Genomic DNA, 24,151 nt, shown 5'->3' with positions numbered 1-24,151 from the left:
CAACGAGCTCCGGCCCCACGAGGCCATCTCATGGAACCGGCCCAAGGAGGTGCACCTGGGCCTGGCCGACCCCACCACCCCGACATTCAAAACCAAGGAAATCCTGCCAACTACTTGACGCGGGACAATGGCACCACACCCACCCCCTTTCTCTCCTGGCATCTCGTGGGTCCTGCTACTGGCTTCGATCGGCCGGTGACCTGGCCTTTTGGTCTGGCACCTACTCTATGGACCCCTACTGACAAACCAAGCCCGGGCCCCCGCAATGGGGACAACCACCCCCCGGGGAGGAACCGCGACGACGCCCTGAGGGGGAGCTTCGCTGAGTCCTGGGGACGAGCGCCGATGACGCCACGAGGGGGACCTCGAGCTCAGCCACCCACCGATCGCCGCAGACGAGGTCTCGGCAGTCACGTCGCGCGCCGGCGCCGGCGCCGGCGGACACGGCGAACGAGCTCCGGGCCGGGCGCGCCTCAGAGCTCCGCCTCGGCTCCCATCACCACCGTCCTCGCCGGCGGCAGATGGAGCACCTGGGTGCGGTTGGCCGAGAGCTTCTCCAGGGATCTGAACAGGGACTTCTGCCACCGAGGCATGCACCGGTCGGAACCGGGCTCGATGCGGAACACCGAGAGCATGTACATCGCGGCATCCGGGTCCACGTCGAGCTCAGGGCCCTTGCCGGCCGCAAGGCGCAGGGCCTGGGGGACGTCCTGCGAGTCGTTGAACCCCACGCGGTACAGGACGTGGACGATCCCGTCGTGCGGATCGCCGAGGTCCGAGATGCTCACACGGGCGTCGTGCCGAACATGGGGCACCCCGATGTTCTTCACCGTGATGATCACGACCTGTTCGTGCAGCGCATGGTTGAACTCGACGTTCGACCGCAGCGCGAGAGGAACGGTGGCGGGGTCTCCGTGCGGGTAGACCGCCAGACCGGGGACGCGACGTACGCCGTCCGTCCGCACACGGGCGACGAAGTCCTGGATCGGGCCCTCCATGTCGCTGCGACGGCCGAACATGATGCGCGAGCCCCTGCGCCAGGTGAGCATCACCAGCACGCAGATCGTTGCGACGACCAGGGGAAGCCATCCTCCGGATGCGATCTTCGCAAGATTGGCGGCGAACAGGAGCAGTTCCAGCCCTCCCACGGTGATGGCCACGGCCACCACCCGCCACAGGGGCCACGCCCAGACGCGAAGGGCGAGCAGCAGGAAGAGGGACAGCTCGAGCAGCAGGGTGCCGGTGACCGACAGGCCGTACGCGGAGGCGAGTGCTTCCGAGGAGCGGAACACGAGGACCAGCGTCAGCACGCCCAGGAACAGGATCAGGTTCACCACGGGCACGTAGATCTGTCCCCCATGCAGGGCAGAGGTCTGCATGACCCTGAGACGGGGCAGCAGGGACGCCCTGGTGGCCTGGCGCGAGACGGAGAACGCGCCGGATATCACTGCCTGGGAGGCGATCACCGTCGCGCAGGTCGCCAGCACGACCAGGGGTATCCGCGCCCCTTCTGGGGCCATGTGGAAGAAGGGGCTGTCGATCGTCGCCGGGTCGGAGAGGATCATGGCGCCCTGTCCGACGTAGTTGATCAGCAGCGCCGGCAGGACCAGGCCGAACCATGCCAGGGCGATGGGCCGACGCCCGAAGTGGCCCATGTCCGCATAGAGGGCCTCGGCACCCGTGACCGCGAGGACCACGGCGCCCATCGCGATGAACGCGACGACGGGCCTGTCCACAGCGAAGCCGACCGCATAGGTGGGCGACAGAGCACGAAGCACGGAGGGATTGGCGATGATCTGCGGCGTTCCCATGACGATGAGCACCACGAACCACACGACCATCACCGGGCCGAATGCTCGTCCGATGGCCCCCGTCCCCCAGCGCTGCACCATGAACAGCAGTGCCAGGACCGTCACCGCAGCCGGGACCACCCAGGAGTGCAGCGAGGAGCTGACCACCTCGAGTCCTTCGAAGGCCGAGAGCACCGAGATCGCAGGTGTGATGAGGGAATCGCCGTAGAACAGGGCTGCCCCGATCACGGCCAGCACGAGGGCCAGCGCGGCCTGCCGCGAACCACCCCCGAGCTTGCGACGTATGAGCGCTGCCAGCGAGAGGATGCCGCCCTCCCCCTGGTTGTGGGCGCGCAGGATCAGGCCCACGTAGGTCAGCGACACGATGAGCATCAGGCACCACAGCACCATCGACACCACGCCGAGCACGTCCTGCTCCGTGGGGGCCACCGCGCCGCGGTGCACGCTGAAGACGGTCTGCAGGGCGTACAGGGGGCTGGTGCCTATGTCACCGAACACCACACCGATCGACCCCAGCGCCAGGGCCGACATCGGCAGTCGGCGACGCGCCCGGCCGTCCTTCCCCACCAGGGCCTTCCCGTCGTGATCGGTGCGGACGTCAGGGCCCGCCGGCAGGGGCGGGAGCCCGAGCTCCGTGAGCGGCGGGTGCTGCGGGGGCGCGGCCGTCGGCTCCCCGTCGTCGAGGATGGTGGGAGCTGTCTCCGCGTGGGGGGCCGGACGAGCATCCCAGCTGTTGCCCGATGTGTAGGAGTCCTCGGCGCGGATGCTGTCGACATCCTGATCGCCGGGGCGAGAATCCGAGTTCGTTCGGCGGGCCGTCTCGCCGGGCCCGTCACCGCGAGGGGTGATCACGAGCGAGAATCATGCCACGTGCGCGGGCGCTGTCCAGGCCCCGGGGGCGACTGTCTCCGAGCCCACACCAGCAGGGCGTACCGTAGGACTCCCAACAGCGCAGCCCAGGAGCGAACCACCATGCCGTTCACCGTCAAGGCACTGCAGAAGACCGGCCCTGACCAGCCGTTCCGCGTCACCGAGATCGAGCGGCGCGACCCGCGCCCCAACGATGTGGTGATCGCCATCAAGGCCGCCGGCATCTGCCACAGCGACATCCACACCATCCGCAACGAGTGGGGCGAGGCGCCCTTCCCGCTGTGCGTGGGCCATGAGATCGCGGGCGTCGTCGAGGCTGTCGGCGACGGCGTCACCCGCCACCAGGTGGGGGACCGCGTGGGGGTGGGCTGCCTGGTCGACTCCTGCGGTGAGTGCGAGCAGTGCGCCATCGACCAGGAGCAGAGCTGCCTGAACGGCTCTGTGGGCACCTACGGCGCGAAGGACGTCGACGGCACCATCACCCAGGGTGGGTACAGCCAGAAGGTGGTGGTCGACGAGCGCTTCGTGCTGAGCATCCCCGACTCCCTGGGCTTCGACGTGGCCGCGCCGCTGCTGTGCGCCGGCATCACCACGTACTCGCCCCTTGCCCGCTGGGGCGCCGGCGAGCAGGTCGCCACCGAGGACGGCGAGCGCGCCAAGCGCGTGGCCGTGCTGGGCCTGGGCGGGCTGGGCCACATGGGCGTGCAGATCGCCGCCAAGATGGGGGCCGAGGTCACCGTGCTCTCGCGCAGCCTGAAGAAGGAGCAGCTGGCCATCGACCTGGGCGCCACGCGCATGCTGGCCACCACCGAGGACGACTTCTTCCGCAAGCACCGCGGTGAGTTCGACCTGATCCTCAACACCATCAGTGCCGACATCCCCGTGGACAAGTACCTCTCCCTGCTCACCCCGCGCGGGGTGATGGCCGTGGTGGGCCTGCCCCCGCAGAAGCAGCCGGTCGGCTTCGGCGCCCTCATCGGCGGATCGAAGGTGCTGGCCGGGTCCAACATCGGCGGCATCAAGGAGACCCAGGAGATGCTGGACTTCTGCGCCGAGCACGACATCGCCGCCCACATCGAGACCATCGGCGTGACCGAGGTGGACGCGATGTACGACAAGGTCGTCGCCGGCGAGGTGTACTTCCGGGCCGTGATCGACACCGCCACCTTCGAGGACGTCGAGGTGGAGCACAGCGCGTGACCGATCCACGCACCACGCTCCCTCCTCAGCTCGATGCCGATCAGGTGGCGGCCCTGGCCTCCGCCCACCACCACTGGTGGCGATCGGCCACGCCGGCGCCGCGGCCGGAGCACGAGACGGACGATGCCCCGCTGCCTGCCCCGGGTGAGGTGTGCGCTTCTCGGATCGGCAGTGGGGAGTCGTTCATCGCGTGGGGTGTGGTCCGCGGGGGAGATCCCGCGCTGGAGCTGGTGGTGAAGATCCCCACCCGCCCCGTCGCACAGCTCAGCCACCCCCTGGGCGAGGAGCTGCGGGTGCTCGCCGCCGCCCCTCCCCGCCTGACCGCCACCCCGATCGGCTCCCACGAGCCGACCATCGATGAGCCGCTGGCCTTCGTCGTCACCACCCGGGTGCCCGGGCGACGTGTTCCCGCCGCGCAGTGGGGGAGCGACCTGGTCGCGGCACTCACCCGGCAACTGGCACGCCTGCACGTGCACGGCGGCACGGACGCCGCGTCGAAGGTCGCGATCACGGACCCCGTGGCGAGCGCGCAGCAGGCGATGGAGTGGTGGCGCACCAACGAACCCGAGGCAGCCCGCACCCTCGACGGTCTCTGGCCGCTGGTCCTGCAGCGCCTTGAGTCGACCCGGCCCTCCTTCGAGCTCGCCGAGCAGCTGCTGGTCCACGCTGATGCGAGCGCCGCCAACGTGCTGGTCGACGAGCAGGGAGTGCCTCGGCTGGTGGACTGGGAGTGGAGCCATCGCGGTGACCCGGCACGGGACCTGGCCTTCATCGGCGGTCAGATCCATGCCGATCCCTGGTTCGCGCAGCTCGATGCGCAGCAGATCCAGGAGCAGGTCGGCGTGTACCTCGAGGCGCGTGCGCAGCTCGGCGCTCCCGTGGCAGGGAGCGGGACAGAAGGTGCAGCCCAGGTGCGGAACGCGATGCTGCAGCGGCGTGACGCGCACCTGCTGCACGAGGTGTTCTTCTCCTCGGCCCACTTCGCGATGGTCGCCGCACGGGGCGGGGCCGAGGCGGACTTCTACGCCCGGACCAGCGCGTCGGTGCAGCAGCAGATCCGCGACTGGCTCAGCTGAGCGCGCGGCCCTTCATGCGCGGCCCTTCATGCGCGGCCCGGTAGGCACGCCGCGATGTGCACGGCCGGACGGTCGTCGACGGGCCAGCGGATCCGCCCGCCGTGAACAGTCGAAGGCCCCCGTCCGTGGTGGACGGGGGCCTTCGAGCGGTACGGGGTGCGAGCCCCGCCGAGAACTCAGGCGCCGAGCTTCTGCACCTTGCCGGCCTTGAGGCACGAGGTGCAGACGTTCAGGCGCTTGCTGGTGCCGTTGATCAGGGTGCGCACACTCTGGATGTTCGGGTTCCAGCGGCGCGAGGTGCGGCGGTGCGAGTGGGGCACGCTCTTGCCGAAGCTCGGGCCCTTGGCGCAGATGTCACACGTGGAAGCCACTGTCAGTCTCCTGAGGAATAGAAATCTGTTCGGGTGCCCCCGCCGCCGTGTCCGCTCACCGGCCGCTGGCACGGGAGCTTCGCTCGGAAGCAGTGACCTGAGATCGTGAGCGCACGAGGCACCCGTGAGGTCAGGGCAACCTGGGCAGTGTATCCCACCCGGTGACCCCAGTTGAAGGGGAGGGGCGGCGCACCGGGCTGTGGATTCCGACACAAGGTGCCGCCGAGGTGGCACGATGGTCGGGTTCGTGGGTCCATCCTCCCACGTCTCCCCGTCCAGGAGGAACCCGATGAGCAGCAAGCGGAAGCTTCCCGAGCTCTCGCCCCTGCTCACCTCGTTCCTGACGGACAAGGAGGCCAAGGCGATGAGGACGCTGGGCCTCACCGACCTGGACACGATGCTGCGCCAGGCACCCCGCCGCTACGTCACCCCCGCTCCGCTGGAGCAGCTGCGGGATCTGCACGTGGGCATGCACGTCAGCGCCGAGGTGCGGGTGGTCTCGGTGAAGGACCGCCGCATGCGCAGCCGCAAGGGGCACATCCTCGAGGCCCGCGTCACCGACGAGACCGACGAGATCACCCTGACCTTCTTCCTCACCAACCCCGGGCTGGTCTCCTGGCATCGACGCACCCTGGTGCCCGGGAACCTGATCCTGGTGTGGGGCACCGTGGGGTGGGACAAGGTCGCCGAGCGCCCCCAGCTCAGCCACCCGCAGTACGAGGCGTTCGAGGACACCGAGGCCGGCCGGATCCGTGCACGGCGCCCCCGGCCCGTGTACCCCCTCAAGCAGAACATCGCCCTGAACACCGTGCGGGGCGCGATGGTCAAGGCCCTGAACCACGTGGAGAAGCTCGAGCAGCCCGTGCCCCGGGAGCTGCTGGACCGTCGCGGCATCGACCGTCTGCCGGAGGCCATGCGCCTGCTGCACCAGCCGCTCACCTGGGAGGACGTGGACCGCGGCAAACGCCACCTGGTGTTCGAGGAAGCTTTCGTGCTGCAGACGATCTTCGCGCAGCGCCGCGTGGCCGACGCCCGGACCCCCGCCCCCGCGCTGCGGGCCGACGGGCCCCTCCAGCCCGCCTTCGAGGAGCGGCTGCCCTTCGCACTGACCGAGGGGCAGCAGTACGTGGGGGCGGAGATCGCCGAGCGGCTCGAGCGGGACCATCCCACCAGCGTGCTGCTGCAGGGCGACGTGGGATCCGGCAAGACGGTGATCGCGCTGCGCGCCATGCTGCGCGCCGTGGACTCCGGCCACCAGGCCGCGCTGCTGGCCCCGACCGAGGTGCTGGCCGAGCAGCACCACCGCACCATCACTGAGCTGATGGGGGACCTGGCCCGAGCCGGTCAGCTGGATGCGCACCCCGATGCCACCGCCGTGCGACTGCTCACCGGGTCCCAGCGCACCGCGCAGCGCCGCCGCACCCTGCTGGACGTCACCTCCGGTGAGGCAGGCATCGTGATCGGCACCCATGCGCTGCTCACCGAAGGGGTGGACTTCGCCTCCCTGGGCCTGGTGGTGGTCGACGAGCAGCACCGCTTCGGGGTGGACCACCGCCGGCGACTGCGCACCAAGGGACCCGGCGGCATCAGCCCGCACATGATGGTGATGACCGCCACCCCGATCCCGCGCACCGCCGCCCTGGCCACCGTGGGCGACCTCGACGTGATCACCCTGCGGGACAGCCCCGGCATGCGCGCCGGGGTGGAGAGCTTCGTGGTGCACGAGGATCATCCGGCGTGGGAGCAGCGCATGTGGCAGCGCGCCGGGGAGGAGATCGCGGCCGGCCGCCAGGTGTTCGTCGTCTGCGCGCGCATCGACGAGACCGGCACGGAGAGCGACGGCGCCGACAGCCCCGCCGCCGCAGTCGGCGCTCGGGCGGCACAGCAGCGCCAACCGGTGCTCGACCCGGAGACCCTCGGGTCCACCCAGCAGCAGCCCGCCCTGCCGCCCGCGGGGGTCACCGAGACCGCCGAACGGCTGCGCACGCGGACCGAGCTCGCCGGGGCGCGCATCGCGGTGCTCCACGGCCGGCTGAGCACCGAGGAGAAGCAGGCGGTGATGGAGAGGGTGGTCGCCGGCGAGGTGGACGTGCTGGTGGCCACCACCGTGATCGAGGTGGGGGTGGACGTCCCCAACGCCTCGGCGATGATCGTGCTGGACGCCGAGCGCTTCGGCGTCTCCCAGCTGCACCAGCTGCGCGGTCGCGTGGGCCGCGGTGGCCACCCGGGCATCGCCTTCCTCGACACCCGCGCCGCACCCGGCTCGGAGACCTCCCGGCGGCTCGAGCAGATCGCGGGCGCGGCCGACGGCTTCGCCCTGGCCGAACTGGACCTTCAGCACCGCGGGGCCGGGGACCTGGTGGGCGATGAGCAGTCCGGGCTGGGGCGTACCCTGCGGTACCTGGACGTGCTGCGGGACGTGGACGCGATCGAGCGTGCGCGCAAGGACGCCCTGGCCGTGGTGGCCGTGGACCCGGACCTGCTCACCCACCCCGACCTGGTGGCCGCCATCGAACGACGGCTGCGGGATGCCGACCCCGAGGTGGAGAGGAGCTGAGATGCCACGCATCATCGCGGGCGAGCTGGGAGGCCGCCCCATCCCCGGCAGCGCCGGCAAGGGAACTCGCCCCACCACCGACCGGGTGCGGGAGGCGCTGTTCTCCCGCCTGGCCGGCTGGGGCGCGATCGACGGGGCGCGCGTGCTCGACCTGTACGCCGGCACCGGGGCGCTGGCCTTCGAGGCGCTGTCCCGTGGGGCGCGCAGCGCACTGCTGGTGGAGACGCACGGTGCGAGCGCCCAGCAGCTGCGTCGCTCCGCCAAGGCGCTCGGGCTCGGGGACCGCACCGAGGTGAGGGCAGCACGGGCAGAGACAGTGGTCGATGGCCTCGCCGCCGCACGAGTCGATAGCGATGATGCGCCTACTGGACGGGCGGGGACCGATGCCGGTACCGGCTGGGGCCTGGTCTTCATCGACCCGCCCTACGAGGTCAGCACCGAGGCTGTCGAGTCGCTGCTGGTCACTCTGCTGCCGGCGCTGGCCCCCGAGGCGGTAGTGGTGGTGGAGCGGTCCTCGCGCACCAGGCCGATCTCCTGGCCCGATGGCTACGTCGACGACGGCACCAAGAGCTACGGCGAGACGGCGCTGCAGTACGGCGGGCCGGCCTGAGGCGGGCGGCACAGCCCGTGGTGCGCAGAGGCCAGGGCCACTCACTCGCGCAGCAGGTCCCGCACGTCCTCGGCGCTCAGCACGTTCTGGAAGGCGGCGTCACCGTCGGTGAGCGAGCTGAACAGAGCTGATTTGCGCTGCTGCAGCGCCACCACCTTCTCCTCGATCGTGCCCTCGGCGACCATCCGGTACACCATCACGCTGCGCTGCTGGCCGATGCGGTGGGCGCGGTCCACGGCCTGGGCCTCCGCCGCCGGGTTCCACCAGGGGTCCAGCAGGAACACGTAGTCGGCCTCGGTGAGGGTGAGGCCGAACCCGCCGGCCTTGAGGCTGATCAGGAACACCGGCAGCTCGCCCTCGCGGAACGAGGCGATGGCCCCGGCGCGGTCGTCGGTGGAGCCGTCGAGGTAGGAGAACGGCACCTGCTGCTGCTCCAGCCGTTCGGCGACCCGGGTCAGGAACGAGGTGAACTGGCTGAAGACGATCACTCGGTGCCCTTCGGCGAGCACCTCCTCCAGCTTGCCCATCAGCGCCTCGAGCTTCGAGGAGGGCACCGCGGCGTGCTCCTGGTCCACGATCGCAGGATCCAATGCCAGCATCCGCAGCAGCGTGAGGGAGCGGAAGACGATGAAGCGGTTGCGGTCCAAGTCCTCCACCAGGCCCAGCAGCTTCTGCCGCTCCCGCTGCAGCACCTGCTCGTAGAGCCGGCGGTGCTGGGGCTCCAGCGGGACCCGCACCACCTGCTCCTGCTTCTCCGGGAGGTCCGTGGCCACCACGTCCTTGGTGCGGCGCAGCACGAAGGGCCGGATCCGACGGCGCAGCCGGGCCATGCGCTGATCGGCCCTGGCGCGGGAGTCCTGGGAGCCGTCGTGCTTCTCGATGGGCTTGACGTACTCCTCGCGGAAGCGCGGCATCGACGGGAACAGGCCGGGAGCGGTCAGCGACAGCAGAGACCACAGGTCCGTCAGCGAGTTCTCCATCGGCGTGCCGGTGATCGCCAGCCGGAACGGTGCCCGCACCTCGGCCGCCGCCCGGTGCGCCTTCGCGGTGCGGTTCTTCACGAACTGGGCCTCGTCCAGCACCAGGCCCTGCCAGTCCAGGGCCGTGTACTCCTCCTGGTCCAGGCGCAGCAGCGCGTAGCTGGTGACCACCACGTCGGCTCCGTCGATCGCGGTGGCGAGGGGAGTGCCGCGCTTGGCCGAGGTGGTGGCCAGCACCCGCAGGTCCAGGGAGGGAGCGAAGCGGGCTGCCTCGGACTCCCACACCGACAGCACCGAGGACGGCGCCACGACCAGGAAGGGCCGGCCGGCCGTGTCGGCCCCGGGCGGGGTCCCAGCGCCGGCCTCGCGGGCGTGGAGGATCAGCGCGAGGGTCTGCAGCGTCTTGCCCAGGCCCATGTCGTCGGCGAGGATCCCGCCGAGGCCGTGCTGGTGCAGGAAGGCGAGCCACGCGAAGCCCTCGCGCTGGTACGGCCGCAGGGTGGCCTGCAGCCCGGAGGGAGGGGCGGGGAGGGATCTCCTGCAGGTCGGACAGTGCGCCCACGCTGCGCCGCCAGGAAACGGCGGTGGTGGACTCGTCGGCGAGATCCTCGAAGTCCTCCCAGAAGGTGACCTGGTGGCGGCCGATGCCGGGGCTCCCGGCTCCCACTCCGGCATGGCCTCCGCCTCCGCCAGCAGCTCGCGCAGCCTGTCGAAGGTGGGGTGGTCCAATCTGGCGTAGGTCTTGTCCGGCAGCAGCACGGACTTCTTGCCCTGGGACAGGGCGGTGAAGATCGCGGTGAACGGCACCTGGTGCTCGCCGATGGTGATCTCGAATCCGAGGTCGAACCAGTCGGTGCGGTCCGAGCGCGGGGTCTCCACCTGGGTGATGCGCAGGTGCGGTGTCCCGGTGAGCTCCTGGTACCCGGGGCGCGTGCCGTGCTCGATCACGTCCACATCGGCCAGGGACGCCAGCCGGGGCAGCAGGTGCTCCACGAACGCCGCGCTCTCCACCTCGTGCAGCGTGGCCTCCTCGGCGTCGAAGGCCCGGGGCCACAGCGCCACCACTTCCGCCAGCACCCGCTCCTCGTGGTCCACGTCGCGGCCGGCGGCAGAGCGGGTGATGCCATGCACGTGTCGCAGCGGCAGGGTGCGCAGGGGCGCCCGGTACTGCCACTGCCACACCAGCTCGGTAAAATCCCCGCGGCGGTGGTGCACGGTCAGCTGCAGCCGCGGCGCCGGCGGCTCGGGGAAGGTGACCGAGCTATCCAGGCTGTGGAGCGCCACCACGGCCCGCAGCTGCGGCGTGTAGTCCTCCAGGAAGTCCCGAGCCTCCGCCGCGGGAACGGTGACCGAGTCACGAGAGCGGAACAGGCTGCGCAGGGCCTCGGGAACGGGCTCGGCCGCCATTGCCAGCTGCAGGCGCACCGCAGGCGCGCTGCCGGTGGTGCTGTCGTCCAGCTGCACCGCGATGAATCCGCCGGCACCGGCGGGCCGCAGATCGGTGCGGGGCTCACCCGCGGAGGAGAGGGTGAGCGTGCTCAGCTCCAGTCCTTCGGCCGTGCGCTCCACGTTCAGTGCGGCGGTGACCGGCTCTATCCACTCCACGCTCTCCAGCACGCCCTGCCCCACCATGTCGATGCCGAGGCGGCGGGCCTCCTCCAGCAGGCTCCACGCCTCGGCGCTGCGGAAGGAGTCCAGGCGCAGCAGCTCCCCCGGATCGATGCCGTAGACATTCTCGGCCATGTGCAGCCGCACCAGGCGGGCCACCAGGTCGGCGTGATCCTCGCGGATTCCTAGCACTGGGCTGCTGTACTGGAACTTCTTCCATGTCAGCCCGCCCTTGATCCAGTTCTCCCGGCTGCCGCGGCGCAGCACCCGCAGGCTCGCGAACACCGCGGCCCCTTCGCGGATCGCTTCGGCCGACGCAGGCTGGGCACCGAAGCGGGAGAAGCCGAAGCCGCCGAACTCGGTGCGCAGCTCCACCCCGAGGGCGAGCGGCGCTGCGGCATCGGCGGTGGTGTCGTGCACCAGTGGGTTCAGCAGCTGCTTCCACGTGGGTGGCACCGGGGCGGGGCGAGTGTGGTGGGCCTGCGCAGGAGCGTTCGAGCCGGCGCGGGGAGGCGACGTGGCCAGGCGCTCCCGCATCGCCTGGGTGGTGGCCGTGTACAGCAGGGCGGCGGCGTGCTTGCAGTCCTGGCTGACCGGGCAGGTACAGGTGGCGCGGTAGGGCTCCCAGGCGTCGACCCCGAGGCTGCGCACATGGGTGCCGACCTTGAGATCCACGACGGTGGTGTACGGGCGGGGCTCCGTGCCGTGCACAGTGCCGATCAGGGTGCCGCGGTCCCCGCCGGCATCCGGGTGCTCCCACTCCACGATGGAGGCCGCGCCCGAGCGGGCGTAGGCCTTCCCGCGCTGTGCACTCGCCGCCCCTACCAGCTGAAGGATCGACTGCTCGCTGATGTAGGGGGTCGCGAGCCGTTCGGTCATGCGTTCATGGTGCCACCTGGGGGTGACTCGTGCGTTGCCGCGGATCCCAGCGACATGGCGGGGTCCGACCTCCGTGGGTGGTGGGGCGCTTGGTCGACAACCGCTCGACGAGCTTGACCGGAACAGTCACAGCGGACCGATAGCCATCGGAGATTTCTCGTTGCAGAACGGATACCAACTCGGTGCTGATCTGATCGAAGGGCTGATGGATCGTCGTCAGTGGTACGTCGGCCCCGGTCGCGAACGCTGAATCGTCGAAGCCTCCGACGATGAGCGAGTCAGGAACGGGGCGACCAAGATCCCGCGCAGCGTCGAGCACCCCCGCAGCCATCGCATCGCTACCAGCGAAGATGGCATCGATATGCGGGGAGGCAGTAAGAGCTTCGGTTCCTAGCCGGCGCCCGGAGCTGCGCGTGTAGTCACCGTGCAGAACCGTGACGATCTCCGCCTGTCCGCTCTCATCGATGATCGTCTGGAAGGCGTCGCGCCGGAGGCTCCCGCCGGGCGAGTCCTCTGGGCCGGCGATGACCCCTACGTGGGTGGCGCCCTGTTCGAGCAGGTGGTGCGCCATCAGGGTCGCTCCCTGTGCTTCATCAGCGGCGACGTAGGAGACGCGTGTCTCCAAGGAGCGAGGGAACCCGCAGTTGACCAGGGGGACCCGCGTGTCCAGTACCCGCTCGAGCAGATGATGCCGAGGATGAACCGAGATCGTCACGGCGCCGTCCACGCCGCTGGTTCGCAGGAACTTCTCCACTCTCCGCACGTTCTCGGCATCGCCGGCGAGCAGCATCACCATCGACATGTCCACAGCCGAGAGTGCATCGCTGACACCGGCAACGAGCGTCTCGAAGTTCGGGTCGTCGAAGAACTTCGCGGGACGCTCGTCGATCAGGAACGCGACGGTCCCGCTGCGCCCGGTGCGCAGCTGGCGAGCGGTGGTGTTCGCGACGTAACCGGTCTCCTCGATTGCTCGACGAACCGACTCGGAGGAAGCAGGGGAGACCCAATGTCCGCCGTTGAGATAGCGCGAGACGGTTCCTGTCGACACACCTGCTCGCCTAGCGACCTCCGCGATCGTAGGACGCTTCACGTTGACTCACCCCTTCGTCGCTCCAGCTGCCAGGTCCACCTGCCAGTATCGCTGCAGCACGAAGAACAGAGCAATCAAGGGCAGGATTGCGACCAGCGACCCGGTGATGACGGTGGTGTACATCGCGGGCTGCGAGGAACCCTGATTCAACAGGGTGGACAGGCCCACGGTGATGGGGAACAGCCCATCGTCACCGAGCATGATGTACGGCAACATGTAGTTGTTCCAGATGCCGACGAACTGGAAAAGGAAGATCGTCACCAGTCCCGGAAGCATCATGGGGATGCCGAACTGCCAGAAGATCCTCACATCTCCTGCGCCATCCGTCCTGGCGGCCTCGATCATCTCCGTAGGAACAGCTGCGCCGGCGTAGATCCGAGAAAGATAGATGCCGTACGGGCTGAGGATGGACGGGAGGAAGACGGCCCAATAGGTGTCCGTGAGACCGATCTTCGCGAACAGGAGGTACTGCGGAATCGCAAGGATGACTGCCGGAAGCAGAACTCCCGCGAGGATGGCGGAGAAGAACAGCTGCTTACCACGGAAGTCGTACTTCGCCAGTCCGTAACCGGCAGCGGCAGAGACGAAGGTGGAGACGGCGGCGCCGCCGACTGCGTAGAGAACGGTGTTCCAACCCCAGCGCAGGAACAGGCCGTCCCGGTATGCGAACAGGTCGCCGATGTTCTCGAACAGGTGCACCGATGGGGCAAGAGTGAAGGTCGAGAACAGCTCGGAGGAGCTCTTCGTCGACGCAATGACCACCCACAGGACCGGGAAGAGGCAGTACGCCGCGCCGATCAGCAAGATCCCCGTGGTGAGGATCGAGGGCTTGTTGCTCATTCCGCCGGAGCGGCGCTCCAGGCGTGGTGCGGAGCTCGGACCAGACGCACTCGAGCGGGCGGAGGGGGTGGAAGGTGAAACGATGCTCATGGCGTTCTCACCGGCTTTCCTGAGCGAAGGCCTGCCCGCGGACCAGCCGCAGGAAGCCGAAGGAGATCACGAAGGTCGCGAGGGCCACGATGATGGAGCCTGCCGACGCGGTGTAGATGTCGTTCTGGACAAACGCATCCCTGTAGATCTTCATCAGGGGCGACCAGGTGGAGGAGATGCCGTTGGTCATCGGGCGCAGTGTCATGGGCTCGGCGAATACCTGCAGGGTGGCGATCACCGAGAAGACCAGAGTCATGATGAGGGAGGGCAGGACCATCGGAATCTTGATCCGCGTGGCGATCTGGAATTCACTTGCGCCGTCGAGGGTTGCGGCTTCGTACAGCTCACTGGGGATTGCCTTCAGGGGGGTGTAGAGCACGATCATGTTGAAGCCGGTTCCTCCCCAGATCCCGATGTTGGCGATGGCGAACAGCACAAGATCGGGTGACAGGGCATCGGGAAGCACCACCTGCGCCTTGGCGGCCAGCCAATGGACCGGGCTGGTTCCCCGCAGGTACAGAAACCCCCACAGCACCGAGGAGATCACGGCCGGCACCGCATACGGAAGAAAGATCGCAAGACGGGAGAACGTCCGTGCCCGTGCCCGTCGCGAATCGAGCAGAAGAGCGAACAGCAGTGCCAATCCCAGCATCACCGGAACGAGGACGGCGCCGTAGGCCAGTGCTCGCCGCGCACTGGCGAGGAACTCGGGATCGCTGAGGACCGCGGAATAGTTCGCCAGTCCCGCCCACACCTCAGTGCGCGAGCCGGACCCCAGCCCGAGGCCGGACACCTTGACCGTGCGGAAACTGACCCAGATCGCGTAGACGATGGGGATCGCCATGAAGGAGAGGAAGCACACGGCAGCGGGAGCGATGAACAGGTAGGGGTAGAACCCTGAGTGCAGGGTTCGTGACCCGCGACGACGATCAGCTCGTCGTCCAGGTGGCACTGGTGCGGCCGGAACGGTGACGGTGGGGTTGGTCATGGCGTGGATCCTTCGTGGAAGCCGGGTAGCGAGCGGGGCGGGGTGGAAAGCAGAATGCGCAGGTGCCGGTCACGTGGACCTGTGCGCCTCCACCCCGCCCTGTGTGCTCACTTGACGGAGAAGCCCTGCTTGGTGAGGTCGTCGACGGTGCCGTCCTGCATCGCGCCCAGCGCGTCCACGAACGCCTGCTGCGATCGCGCCTCGGATGCGGAGGAGAATTCATCGTTGAACAGGGAGTAGGTGACATTCACGTTCGGTCCGAAGGTGAATGACTGCACAGCCTCAGCATTCTTCTCGGTGATCTCGTAGAAGTCGGGCTGGTTGTCGAAGAATGCCGGGGGAGCGTCGAGAGCTGTCGAGGCGTGCTCGGTGTCGGCTGGGTAGACCGCAGAGTGCTCGACCAGGCCAGCGACACCATCAGCAGATGTGTTCAGCCACTCGGCGAACTTCACGGCTGCCTCCGGGTGGGCGGACTGACTGGTGACAGCGGTGGAGGAACCGCCCCAGTTCCCCGTGGCAGGTGAGGCGGCGTCCCACTGAGGAATCGTCGCCATCTTCCACTTCCCCTGCGTATCGGCAGCATTGCCTGCGAGCACCCCGGGCGCCCATACGGCAGAGACCCAGCCCACCTGCGTGCCGTCGTTGAGGGCTGCGTTCCATTCCGGGGTGTACATCGGCTGGTTGGAGATGACGCCCTCCTCGACCAGTCCGCCCCAGAACTCGGCCACCTTCCGGGTTGCGTCGTCATCGATCTGGACGCTCCACGCCTCACCGTCGATCCCCCACCACGAAGCGCCGGCCTGCTGCGCGAGTCCGGCGAAGAGTCCGGGGTCCTTCGACGAGAACGTGCCGAGGTACATCGACGGATCGGCTTCGTGAATGGTGCGTGCTGCCTCGGCGTACTCCTCCCAGGTCACGGGGGCATCGATCCCCAGATCGGAGAAGACGTCCTCGCGGTAGTAGAACTGCAGCGGCCCGGTGTCCTGCGGGATGGCGTAGACGGCATCGGATCCGAGGGTGACGCTGTTCCACACGCCGTCATTGAAATGCCCGGGGGTCTCGCTGTTCAGATGCTCAGAGATGTCCGCAAGCGCATCGTTGGCGACCATCGACGGGATGGCCTGGTACTCCGCCTGCATGAGGTCGGGGGCACCCTTGCCGGCCTTGATGGCGGTGAGCAGCTTTGTCGCGGCGGCATCGCCGGCATCCTGCCGGGACACCGTCACTGTGATGTCTGGGTTCTGCTGGTTCCAGATCTCCACGAGCTTCTCGATCTCAGGCGCCCAGGCCCAGAAGGTCAGCTCGACAGGCCCTGACTCGCCGGACGAGTCGTTGCCGCACCCCGCGAGCAGTCCACCTGCTGCGGCAGCGCCGATGGCCGCGCCACCGAGGCCGAGGAATCGTCGACGTGAAGTCCGGAGGGCGGGGAACTGGGGGTTGACGGACATGTATGCCTCCTTGCATCTGAGCGTGTCCGCGTCGTGGGTGACGCGGTCGTCCTCGCGAGCCTCGCTGACTGGATGGTCCTCGACCGCAGCCCTCCGAAGGCTTGGTCACGTCCTGTTGGCACCGCGATGGAGTGAGACTAGAACTGTGAACGATTCCAGTCAAGGCCAGGCGTGCACCAGTTGTTTCCCTCGCTGTCAGGTGGCAGAATCTGGGCGCATGACCCGTGAACGTTCCCAGTCGTCCTTCCAGGTGACGGCCTCTTCTTCCCGCGACAAAGCCCCCCGCCCCCGCTGGATCCTGGGGATGGACTCCATCGCCTACGGCGGGGACTACAACCCGGACCAGTGGTCCCGTGAGGTGTGGCGCGAGGACGTGGCCCTGATGCGCGAAGCCGGGGTGAACTTCGTGAGCTTGGGGATCTTCTCCTGGGCTCATCTGGAGATCAGTGAGGGCCAGTTCGACTTCTCGTGGATGGATGAGCTGTTCGAACTTCTCCACGAGGCAGGGATCCGCATCGACCTGGCCACCCCCACCGCCGCGCCGCCGGCCTGGTTCTTCCGCACCTATCCCGAAGCGCGCGCCGTCGCGCGCGACCTGACCGTGCTGGGCCCCGGTTCCCGGGGCATGGCCAGCCCTCACGCGCCCGCGTACCGCGAGGCCTGCCTGCGCATCACCCGCGCACTTGCCGAGCGCTACGGAAACCACCCGGCGCTGGCCCTGTGGCACGTGCACAACGAGTACGGCGGCGTTCCGGAGAGCTTCTCCGAGTACGACCAGGAGGCGTTCCGTACCTGGCTGCAGCAGCGTTACGGCGAGCTCGAGGCGCTCAACGCCGCCTGGGGCACCGCCTTCTGGGGGCAGACCTTCCGCCACTGGGAGGAGGTCCACGCGCCGCTGCCCACCGCGTCGGTGCGCAATCCCGCACTGGAGCTGGACTGGAAGCGGTTCTCCAATGACTCGATCCTGGACTGCTACCGGGCGGAGCGGGACGTGCTGCACGAGATCTCCCCGCACGTGCCGGTGACCACCAACTTCATGTCCCACACCTGCCCCGACATGGACCTGTGGACCTGGGCTGACGAAGTCGACATCGTCTCTGATGACCACTACCTGCGGGCCGATGATCCCCGCGGTTTCGTGGAGCTGGCGCTGAACGCCGATCTGGTGCGGTCCCTGTCCCGTGGCCGTCCCTGGATCCTGATGGAGCACTCCACCTCGGGGGTGAACTGGCAGCCCCGCAACGTTGCCAAGCAGCCCGGGGAGATGGCCCGCAACTCCCTGTCCCACCTGGGGCGCGGGGCCGACGCCATCGCCTTCTTCCAGTGGCGGGCCTCCCGCCGCGGCGCCGAGAAGTTCCACTCGGCGATGGTGCCGCACGCCGGGACCGGCAGCCGCGTGTGGCGCGAGGTGTGCGAGCTCGGAGCCCAGCTCAGCTCGTTCTCCGCTGCGACCGGGTCACGAGTGCGAGCCGACGTGGCGATCCTGTGGGACTGGGAATCGCAGTGGGCGCAGGACCTGCCGTGGCGTCCCAGCGTGGACCTGGGTCACCGCGTGCAGACCAACACCTGGTACGAGCGGCTGTGGCGGGACCACCAGGCCGTCGACTTCGTGCATCCCGAGGCCGACCTCAGCGCCTACCGCCTGGTGCTGGCCCCCGCCTCCTACCTGCTCACCGACACCGCTGCCGGCAACCTCGAGAGGTACGTGAAGGCAGGCGGGAACCTGGTGGTGGGACCGTTCTCCGGCATCGTCGATGAGAACGACGCCGTGCGCGAGGGCGGTCTGAACGCCGCGCTCTCCGAGCTGTTGGGCGTGCAGGTGCACGAGTTCTGCCCGCTGCGCCAGGAGGACTCCGCCCGTATCACCTGGGACGCAGGAAGCAGCGACGTCGGAACGCGGGAACTGCCGGTTGCCGTGTGGTGCGAGGAACTGGTCACCACCACCGCCACCGTGCTGGCCCGCTACGCCGAGGGGCCACGTCCCGGCGGACCGGCGATCACCGAGCACGCGCATGGATCAGGCAAGGCCTGGTACGTCGGCTCCGACCTCGACCTTGACGGCCTTGCCACCGTGTTCCGGGGTGCCTACGCCGCCGCCGGCATCGGGGTGCCGGATCTGCCGGCGGACGTCGAGGTGCTGCAGCGCCACGGCGAGGACGGCACCCGCTACGTGGTGCTGCTGAACCACACCGACCAGGCCCACACTCTGACGATCCCCGGCACCGATCATGAGGCGACGATCGAGGCGGGGGAGAGCCAGACCCTCCAGGTCACCGGCTGACCGGCCAGTTCGGCCGCAGGGAGGCGCTGCTGGACCGGCGTCAGCACTCGGAGGCCAGCACGCCGTACACCAGGGTGCTGGTCCACTCGCCCTTCATCCACCAGTTCTGGCGGAGGTGTGCCTCGCGCTGCATGCCCAGCCGCTCGCACAGCTGCGCGGAGGCGCTGTTGCGGGCATCCATCTGGGCCTCGATCCGGTGCAGGTCGTGGTGGGTGAAAGCGGCGTCGATCAGCGCGGTGGCGGCCTCGGTGGCGTAGCCCTTCCCCGCCACCTGCGCGGAGAACACCCAGCCGATCTCGGCCTTGCGCCCGGTGGAGTCATTCAGCCAGATCGCGAGGTCCCCGATCACCTGGCCCTGGTGCTCGACCACCAGGGCCAGGGACCGCGCGTCGCTGCGCAGGCCGGTGCGCACGAGGCGCCGTTCGACCTCCTGGCGCGCATACTCCTCGGCCCACGGCTCGTCCAGCAGGTAGCGGGCCACATCAGGGTCCGAGTAGTAGGCCAGCAGCGCATCGGCGTCGTCCGGCAGGTAGGTGCGCAGGCAGAGACGGTCGGTCGTCAGAGGGAGGGGGATCGGCATAGCCTCACCGTAGAGGATCGACCCCGACCGACCGGGCGGGGCGGGGAGCGCCTTCCTCCCGATCTCCTGGTGCGGTGCTACTTTCCATTCACCACTGCCTGTCAGGAGGACTGCCATGAGCCGCGCCGTCGCCGATGCCCACCCCACGGCCTACCGTCGGCCCAGCCGGAAGCTCCAGTGGATGACCGTCGTGGTGGGCTTCCTGCTCTTCCTGCTGCTGCTGGTGGAGGTCGCACTGCTGGTGCTCGGATCCACGGCGACCGCGGTGAACATCTGGAAGCCGCCCGCGGATGCGGACGCCCAGATGATGGCGATGATCGGGAGCGCAGCGGCACTGATGCTGGGCGGGCTCACGATGCTGCTCGCCGGCGCTTGCATCGGGCGGTACCGGGCGCTTGTCAAGCTCGCCGCGCTGCTGCTGTTCCTCGGAGCCTTCCTGCGGCTGGTGCTGCCGGTCGTCCACTACTCGCTATCCTCTGCCGGGGTGTACACGAGACTGACGTTCTTCGGTGCCCGGCTCGACGGGCAGCTGGGCGAGATCCTGCTGAACCTGCACTGGTACGCGATGGTGCCCGCTCTCCTGCTCACCCTTCTGGGGCTGCTCGGCCTCGTGCTGATCGCCCCCAAGCGGCTGCCGATCGCCGAGCAGACCGGCCGCACGGACGACCCTCGCTACCCCCATTCCGCTGAAGCGCCTCGTCCGACCGGCGAGCGCCGTCCCGTCGATGGCACCCGCGCCGAGCAGAGCACCGCACTTGATACGGACCGCCCGCAGCCCAGCGACCGCACCCCCGCCGACGGGGCCGGCAGCACCGCCGATCACCGTGACCGCTGATCACGGCACCCACCCAGTCCTGGCGGACCTCGACTGGCCGCTGCGCACCGAGCGCCTCGAGCTGAGGCCCGGCCGCGCAGAGGACGCCGATGCGATCTGGCCCTGGTACGGGCTGCCCGAGGTGCAGCTGTGGACCACCGCCCTGTCCCGCAGCCTCGAGGAGCACCGCGAGCGGTGGTCCGCGAAGCTGCCCTCGTCGGTGGTCGGCCTGCTGGGCATCCGCATCATCGCGGTGGGCAAGGTGGACCGGCAGGACGCCTGGTCCCAGGCCGACATGGCCGAGCAGGCACGCGGGCAGCAGGCAGAGCTGGGCTGGGTGCTGGACCCGGCGAGCCACGGCCGGGGCTACGGCACCGAGTTCGCGGCCGGGCTGGTCCAGATCGCGTTCGAGGGACTGGGCGTGCGCCGGGTGGAAGGCAACTGCTTCGCCGAGAACCTCGCCTCCCGCCGCATCATGGAGAAGATCGGGATGCGCCTGGAAGGGCACTTCCGTGAGGAATCCCTGCACCGCAGCGGTCGCTGGCTGGACGGCATGAGCTTCGCCCTGTTGGCGAGCGAGTACCGCTCGCCGGGACCGAGCACGTGAGAGCACTAGAGTTGCCACCATGCGCACCGTCGTCCTGCCCGGCTCCTTCGACCCCTACACGCTGGGGCACCACGACCTGACCCGGCGGGCCGCCGCGGTCGCCGAACGGGTGGTCATCGCCGTCACCCACAACCCCTCCAAGAAGGGCCTGCTGGATGTGGAGGCCCGCACCCGCGCCATCACCGCCTGCATCGCGAACGAAGGCCTCGACTCCGCCGTGGAGGTGCGCACCCTGGGCAGCGGGCTGCTGGTGGACTTCTGCCGCGAGGTGGGGGCCGGTGCCGTGGTGCGGGGGCTGCGCTCCCAGCTGGATCTCGCCTACGAGGAGCCCATGGCCCGCATGAACCGCCACCTGGCCGGTGTGGACACGATCTTCCTGCTCACCGACTCGCGCTACGCCCACATCTCCTCGTCCCTGGTGCGGGAGGTGCACAAGCTGGGCGGTGACGTGACCGACATGCTCCCTGCGCCCTCCCTGGACGCGCTCGCCGCCGCCGGGAACGTATCCTGAACAGTCCCTTCCCGCCCCCACCAGAAAAGGAGTGCTCCGCCATGTCCTCGACCGACACCGCCGGCTCGCCCTTCGACAGCGACCTCCGATTCGACGCGGTGGACCTGATCGGCCGCACCGGCTCCCACCGCCGCGTGGAGCGCACCGTCGCCGCGGCCGCCCGTGACGCCGGCGGGCCCGCCATGCAGGTGCCCGAGGGGGAGCCCGTCGCCGTGCAGGCCGAGCTCGAGTCCGTGGTCGAGGGGATCTACGTGCACGGCACCGTCACCGCCCATCTGGCGGGGGAGTGCTCGCGCTGCCTGGACCCCGTCGAAGACCACATCGAGGCCCGCATCGACGAGCTGTTCATGTACCCCGAGAAGGTCAAGCCCGACGAGCGCGAGGACACCGTGATGCTCGACGGGGACGAGGTGGACCTCGGGCCGCTGGCGCGCGACGCCCTCGCCCTGGAGGCCGACGACCGGCCCCTGTGCCGCCCCGACTGCCCGGGCCTGTGCCCCCAGTGCGGCTTCCGCATGGAGGAGGACCCGGACCACGAGCACGTGGTGATCGACGACCGCTGGGCCGCCCTGCAGGGCCTGCTCGAGGAGGGCAGCGACGAGGGATCCGCCGGCACCACCGCCGCGGATGCCACCGGCCGGGACGGCGGCCCGGAGGACCGGGCCTGATGGCGCGATCCCGCCGCACCACCCCGGCCGCGGATCCGAGCGGCCTGCTGCGCGCCCTGCCGCTGGACGGCGCCCAGAGTGCTGACCTCGCCGAGTCCGGCCTGCTGGACCTGGCTCTCGTGCACCGCTCCTACGCCTACGAGAACGCGCTGACCACCCACAACGAACGCCTCGAGTTCCTGGGTGATGCGGTGCTGCAGCTCGCGGTCACCGAGGAGCTCTACGCCGCCCACCCCGGGCTGCCCGAGGGTGACCTGGCCCGCCGTCGCGCCGCCACCGTCAACACCCGGGCCCTGGCGATGGTCGCCTCCCGGGTGGACCTGGGGGCGTATGTGAAGCTGGGCCGCGGTGAGGACCTCTCCGGCGGCCGCTCCAAGGCCTCGATCCTCGCCGACACGACCGAGGCCGTGATCGGTGCCGTGCACCTGGCCTGTGGGCAGGACGTGTCCCGCCGCTTCGTGCTGGACCTGTTGCGCCCCCTGCTGGACTCCGACGAGTTCCTCGAGGCCGGGTACGACTTCAAGACCCGCCTGCAGGAGATCGCCGCGGAGACCGCCACGGTTCCCGTGTACCGCATCACCGAGACCGGGCCCGAGCACCAGAAGGTCTTCACCGCCACCGTCACCGTGCCCGAGGTGGTCACCGCCAGCGGGGACGGCCCCTCCAAGAAGGACGCCGAACTGGTGGCCGCCCAGCACGCCGTGCGGGCCGTGCTCGCCGAGCGCGGCGAGACCCTGATCCCGCGAGGCTGAGCCGTGCCCGAGCTGCCCGAGGTGGAGGTGGTGCGGCGCGGGCTGCTGCCCCACACCGTCGGCCGGACCGTCGTCAGGGTCGAGGTGCTCGATGCGCGCATCCTGCGCCGCCAGGTGGGCGGCGCGGACCGCCTGCGCGAGGCCGTCGAGGGGAACCGGTTGAGCGCCCTGGCGCGGCGTGGCAAGTTCCTGTGGTGGAGGCTCGAGGAGCCGGGCGCCTCGAACAGCGGCGGCAGCGACGTGGGGCAGGCCCTGATGAGCCACCTGGGCATGAGCGGCCAGTGGCGGGTGCGCGGCGCACATCCCGCCGCCGACGCCGCGGTACCCGCGCTCGCCTCCGCTCCGGGATCGGAGGGCCCGGCTCCTGACCCGCTGCGTCACCGCCGCCTCACCCTGCACCTGGACACCGGCACCGCGATCGACCTCATCGACCAGCGCATCTTCGGCGGCCTGTGGACCAGCCCCCTGACCGAGTCGCCCGACGGCGCCATCGCCGGGGCGGGCAGCCCCGACCACCTGCTGCCGGCCGACGCCCGCGACATCGCCCGGGACTTGCTGGACCCGGCGGCCGACCTGCCCGCCATCGCACGCACCCTCCGCTCGCGCCGCAGCGCCGTGAAGTCCCTGCTGCTGAGCCAGGACGTGGTCAGCGGCATCGGCAACATCTACGCCGACGAGGCGCTGTGGGCGGCTCGCACCCGTTACGACACCCCCGGCAACGCCCTGTCCCAGCGGCGGGCGCTGTCGATCCTGCGGGCCGCGGCGGCGGTCATGGAACGGGCCCTGGACCACGGCGGGACCAGCTTCGACGCCCTCTACGTCAACGTCGACGGGCGCAGCGGCTACTTCGCCCGATCGCTGAACGCCTACGGTCGTGCAGGAAATCCCTGCCCCAGGTGCGGTAGGTTGATCCGGCGGACCATGCATCAAGGGCGATCGAGCCATTACTGTCCCGGATGCCAGCGCCCGCCCACAGCAGTCGGCCGTCCCCCAGCGACGGCACGAGCCAGGAAGGACCCTCAGTGACATCGAGCGATGAGCGAGGCCCGATCCGCGTGATGCTGGTGGACGACCACGAGGTCGTGCGCCGCGGCATCGTCACCGCGATCGATTCGAGCGCGTCCCTCACCGTGGTGGGTGAGGCCTCCTCCGTGGCGGAGGCGACGCGCCGACTTCCGGCGATCCGCCCCGACGTGCTGGTGGTGGATCTCCAGCTGCCCGACGGCACCGGCATCGACGTGATGCGCGCCGCGCGTGAGCTGAACCCCGAGCAGAACATGCTGGTGCTCACCAGCTTCGACGACGACGCGGCGCTGCGCGAGTCCCGCGCCGCCGGTGCCGCGGGGCTGATCCTCAAGTCCGCCCGCTCCAAGGACATCGTCAGCGCCATCGAGACGGTGCACGGCGGCGGCACGGTGTGGCCGAACGGCCATGCGGACGACGAGCCCGAGCTGTCCGAGTCCGATCGCCGCATCGTCGAGCTGATCGGGGACGGCCACTCCAACCGGGAGATCGCCGAG

20 protein-coding genes are annotated in these 24,151 nt (G+C 69.5%); 12 read left to right on the top strand and 8 right to left on the bottom strand.

Features of this window, described 5'->3' with window-relative positions:
- Nucleotides 1-473: 473 nt before the first annotated feature.
- A complete protein-coding gene (locus IOE58_RS13830) occupies nt 474-2,663 on the bottom strand; it encodes a potassium transporter Kup (RefSeq protein WP_348982004.1) in 2,190 nt (729 codons plus the stop codon).
- A gap of 120 nt (nt 2,664-2,783) precedes the next feature.
- Here IOE58_RS13830 and IOE58_RS13825 point away from each other — a divergent pair, with 120 nt between their 5' ends.
- Entirely contained in the window at nt 2,784-3,881 is a 1,098-nt protein-coding gene (locus IOE58_RS13825) for an NAD(P)-dependent alcohol dehydrogenase (protein ID WP_193866930.1), read from the top strand.
- Nucleotides 3,878-4,957 carry a phosphotransferase family protein gene (locus tag IOE58_RS13820; protein WP_193866929.1) on the top strand — a complete coding sequence of 360 codons (1,080 nt, stop codon included), beginning with the start codon at nt 3,878-3,880 and terminating at the stop codon, nt 4,955-4,957. The genes IOE58_RS13825 and IOE58_RS13820 overlap by 4 nt, the downstream gene beginning before the upstream one ends.
- A 176-nt stretch (nt 4,958-5,133) precedes the next feature.
- Here IOE58_RS13820 and rpmB read toward each other — a convergent pair whose 3' ends face one another.
- Entirely contained in the window at nt 5,134-5,328 is a 195-nt protein-coding gene (rpmB, locus tag IOE58_RS13815) for a 50S ribosomal protein L28 (RefSeq protein ID WP_193866928.1), read from the bottom strand.
- Nucleotides 5,329-5,617: 289 nt separating this feature from the next.
- On the opposite strand from rpmB, the gene IOE58_RS13810 reads away from it, so the two are divergent.
- Complete coding sequence (locus IOE58_RS13810) at nt 5,618-7,885, top strand: ATP-dependent DNA helicase RecG (RefSeq protein ID WP_193866927.1); 2,268 nt, start codon at nt 5,618-5,620, stop codon at nt 7,883-7,885.
- A 1-nt stretch (nt 7,886) separates the two neighbouring features.
- Nucleotides 7,887-8,495 carry an RsmD family RNA methyltransferase gene (locus tag IOE58_RS13805; protein ID WP_193866926.1) on the top strand — a complete coding sequence of 203 codons (609 nt, stop codon included), beginning with the start codon at nt 7,887-7,889 and terminating at the stop codon, nt 8,493-8,495.
- 41 nt (nt 8,496-8,536) lie between these two features.
- Here IOE58_RS13805 and IOE58_RS13800 read toward each other — a convergent pair whose 3' ends face one another.
- From IOE58_RS13800 to IOE58_RS13780, 5 genes are all read right to left on the bottom strand, one after another.
- Nucleotides 8,537-11,962, bottom strand: coding sequence for a DEAD/DEAH box helicase (locus tag IOE58_RS13800; RefSeq protein ID WP_228020251.1), 3,426 nt, complete (start codon nt 11,960-11,962; stop codon nt 8,537-8,539).
- Between the two features lie 4 nt (nt 11,963-11,966).
- Nucleotides 11,967-13,052 (bottom strand): LacI family DNA-binding transcriptional regulator, encoded by a 1,086-nt coding sequence (locus tag IOE58_RS13795; protein ID WP_348982003.1) that lies wholly within the window; start codon nt 13,050-13,052, stop codon nt 11,967-11,969.
- Between the two features lie 6 nt (nt 13,053-13,058).
- Entirely contained in the window at nt 13,059-13,892 is an 834-nt protein-coding gene (locus tag IOE58_RS13790) for a carbohydrate ABC transporter permease (RefSeq protein ID WP_228020249.1), read from the bottom strand.
- A gap of 97 nt (nt 13,893-13,989) precedes the next feature.
- Nucleotides 13,990-14,970, bottom strand: a complete 981-nt coding sequence (locus IOE58_RS13785) for a carbohydrate ABC transporter permease (protein ID WP_193866924.1) — start codon at nt 14,968-14,970, stop codon at nt 13,990-13,992.
- A gap of 107 nt (nt 14,971-15,077) precedes the next feature.
- Entirely contained in the window at nt 15,078-16,418 is a 1,341-nt protein-coding gene (locus IOE58_RS13780) for an ABC transporter substrate-binding protein (protein ID WP_193866923.1), read from the bottom strand.
- A gap of 217 nt (nt 16,419-16,635) precedes the next feature.
- On the opposite strand from IOE58_RS13780, the gene IOE58_RS13775 reads away from it, so the two are divergent.
- Nucleotides 16,636-18,699 (top strand): beta-galactosidase, encoded by a 2,064-nt coding sequence (locus IOE58_RS13775; protein WP_348982002.1) that lies wholly within the window; start codon nt 16,636-16,638, stop codon nt 18,697-18,699.
- A 40-nt stretch (nt 18,700-18,739) separates the two neighbouring features.
- Here the strand turns inward: IOE58_RS13775 and IOE58_RS13770 are convergent, their stop codons facing one another.
- Nucleotides 18,740-19,279, bottom strand: coding sequence for a GNAT family N-acetyltransferase (locus IOE58_RS13770; protein ID WP_193866922.1), 540 nt, complete (start codon nt 19,277-19,279; stop codon nt 18,740-18,742).
- 115 nt (nt 19,280-19,394) lie between these two features.
- On the opposite strand from IOE58_RS13770, the gene IOE58_RS13765 reads away from it, so the two are divergent.
- The 7 genes from IOE58_RS13765 to IOE58_RS13735 all read left to right on the top strand — a co-directional run.
- Nucleotides 19,395-20,114: a hypothetical protein gene (locus tag IOE58_RS13765; RefSeq protein ID WP_193866921.1), complete on the top strand. Its 720-nt coding sequence runs from the start codon at nt 19,395-19,397 to the stop codon at nt 20,112-20,114.
- Complete coding sequence (locus tag IOE58_RS13760; protein ID WP_348982001.1) at nt 20,104-20,700, top strand: GNAT family N-acetyltransferase; 597 nt, start codon at nt 20,104-20,106, stop codon at nt 20,698-20,700. Before IOE58_RS13765 ends, IOE58_RS13760 begins: the two co-directional genes overlap by 11 nt.
- Before the next feature lie 19 nt (nt 20,701-20,719).
- Entirely contained in the window at nt 20,720-21,211 is a 492-nt protein-coding gene (gene coaD / locus IOE58_RS13755; RefSeq protein ID WP_193866919.1) for a pantetheine-phosphate adenylyltransferase, read from the top strand.
- Between the two features lie 41 nt (nt 21,212-21,252).
- A complete protein-coding gene (locus tag IOE58_RS13750) occupies nt 21,253-21,879 on the top strand; it encodes a YceD family protein (RefSeq protein WP_193866918.1) in 627 nt (208 codons plus the stop codon).
- Nucleotides 21,879-22,631, top strand: coding sequence for a ribonuclease III (gene rnc, locus IOE58_RS13745; RefSeq protein ID WP_193866917.1), 753 nt, complete (start codon nt 21,879-21,881; stop codon nt 22,629-22,631). The genes IOE58_RS13750 and rnc overlap by 1 nt, the downstream gene beginning before the upstream one ends.
- A gap of 3 nt (nt 22,632-22,634) precedes the next feature.
- A complete protein-coding gene (mutM, locus tag IOE58_RS13740; RefSeq protein WP_193866916.1) occupies nt 22,635-23,657 on the top strand; it encodes a bifunctional DNA-formamidopyrimidine glycosylase/DNA-(apurinic or apyrimidinic site) lyase in 1,023 nt (340 codons plus the stop codon).
- A partial coding sequence (locus tag IOE58_RS13735) for a response regulator (protein WP_193866915.1) occupies nt 23,654-24,151 on the top strand: 498 nt, incomplete at its 3' end. The genes mutM and IOE58_RS13735, both read left to right, overlap by 4 nt.

Origin of the sequence: Brachybacterium epidermidis (genome assembly GCF_015209585.1) — a bacterium.
Classification (GTDB): domain Bacteria; phylum Actinomycetota; class Actinomycetes; order Actinomycetales; family Dermabacteraceae; genus Brachybacterium; species Brachybacterium epidermidis.
The sequence above is the reverse complement of the archived record's forward strand: the minus strand, read 5'-3'. Positions and strand labels throughout refer to the sequence as shown.

Bases quoted from the DNA above. Each gene is read 5' to 3' on its own strand.
- IOE58_RS13825 (WP_193866930.1), top strand. From the start codon at position 2,784: ATGCCGTTCACCGTCAAGGCACTGCAGAAGACCGGCCCTGACCAGCCG.
- IOE58_RS13810 (WP_193866927.1), top strand. From the start codon at position 5,618: ATGAGCAGCAAGCGGAAGCTTCCCGAGCTCTCGCCCCTGCTCACCTCG.
- IOE58_RS13805 (WP_193866926.1), top strand. From the start codon at position 7,887: ATGCCACGCATCATCGCGGGCGAGCTGGGAGGCCGCCCCATCCCCGGC.
- IOE58_RS13800 (WP_228020251.1), bottom strand. From the start codon at position 11,962: ATGACCGAACGGCTCGCGACCCCCTACATCAGCGAGCAGTCGATCCTT.
- IOE58_RS13790 (WP_228020249.1), bottom strand. From the start codon at position 13,892: ATGAGCAACAAGCCCTCGATCCTCACCACGGGGATCTTGCTGATCGGC.
- IOE58_RS13785 (WP_193866924.1), bottom strand. From the start codon at position 14,970: ATGACCAACCCCACCGTCACCGTTCCGGCCGCACCAGTGCCACCTGGA.
- IOE58_RS13780 (WP_193866923.1), bottom strand. From the start codon at position 16,418: ATGTCCGTCAACCCCCAGTTCCCCGCCCTCCGGACTTCACGTCGACGA.
- IOE58_RS13775 (WP_348982002.1), top strand. From the start codon at position 16,636: ATGACCCGTGAACGTTCCCAGTCGTCCTTCCAGGTGACGGCCTCTTCT.
- IOE58_RS13770 (WP_193866922.1), bottom strand. From the start codon at position 19,279: ATGCCGATCCCCCTCCCTCTGACGACCGACCGTCTCTGCCTGCGCACC.
- IOE58_RS13765 (WP_193866921.1), top strand. From the start codon at position 19,395: ATGAGCCGCGCCGTCGCCGATGCCCACCCCACGGCCTACCGTCGGCCC.
- coaD (WP_193866919.1), top strand. From the start codon at position 20,720: ATGCGCACCGTCGTCCTGCCCGGCTCCTTCGACCCCTACACGCTGGGG.
- IOE58_RS13750 (WP_193866918.1), top strand. From the start codon at position 21,253: ATGTCCTCGACCGACACCGCCGGCTCGCCCTTCGACAGCGACCTCCGA.
- rnc (WP_193866917.1), top strand. From the start codon at position 21,879: ATGGCGCGATCCCGCCGCACCACCCCGGCCGCGGATCCGAGCGGCCTG.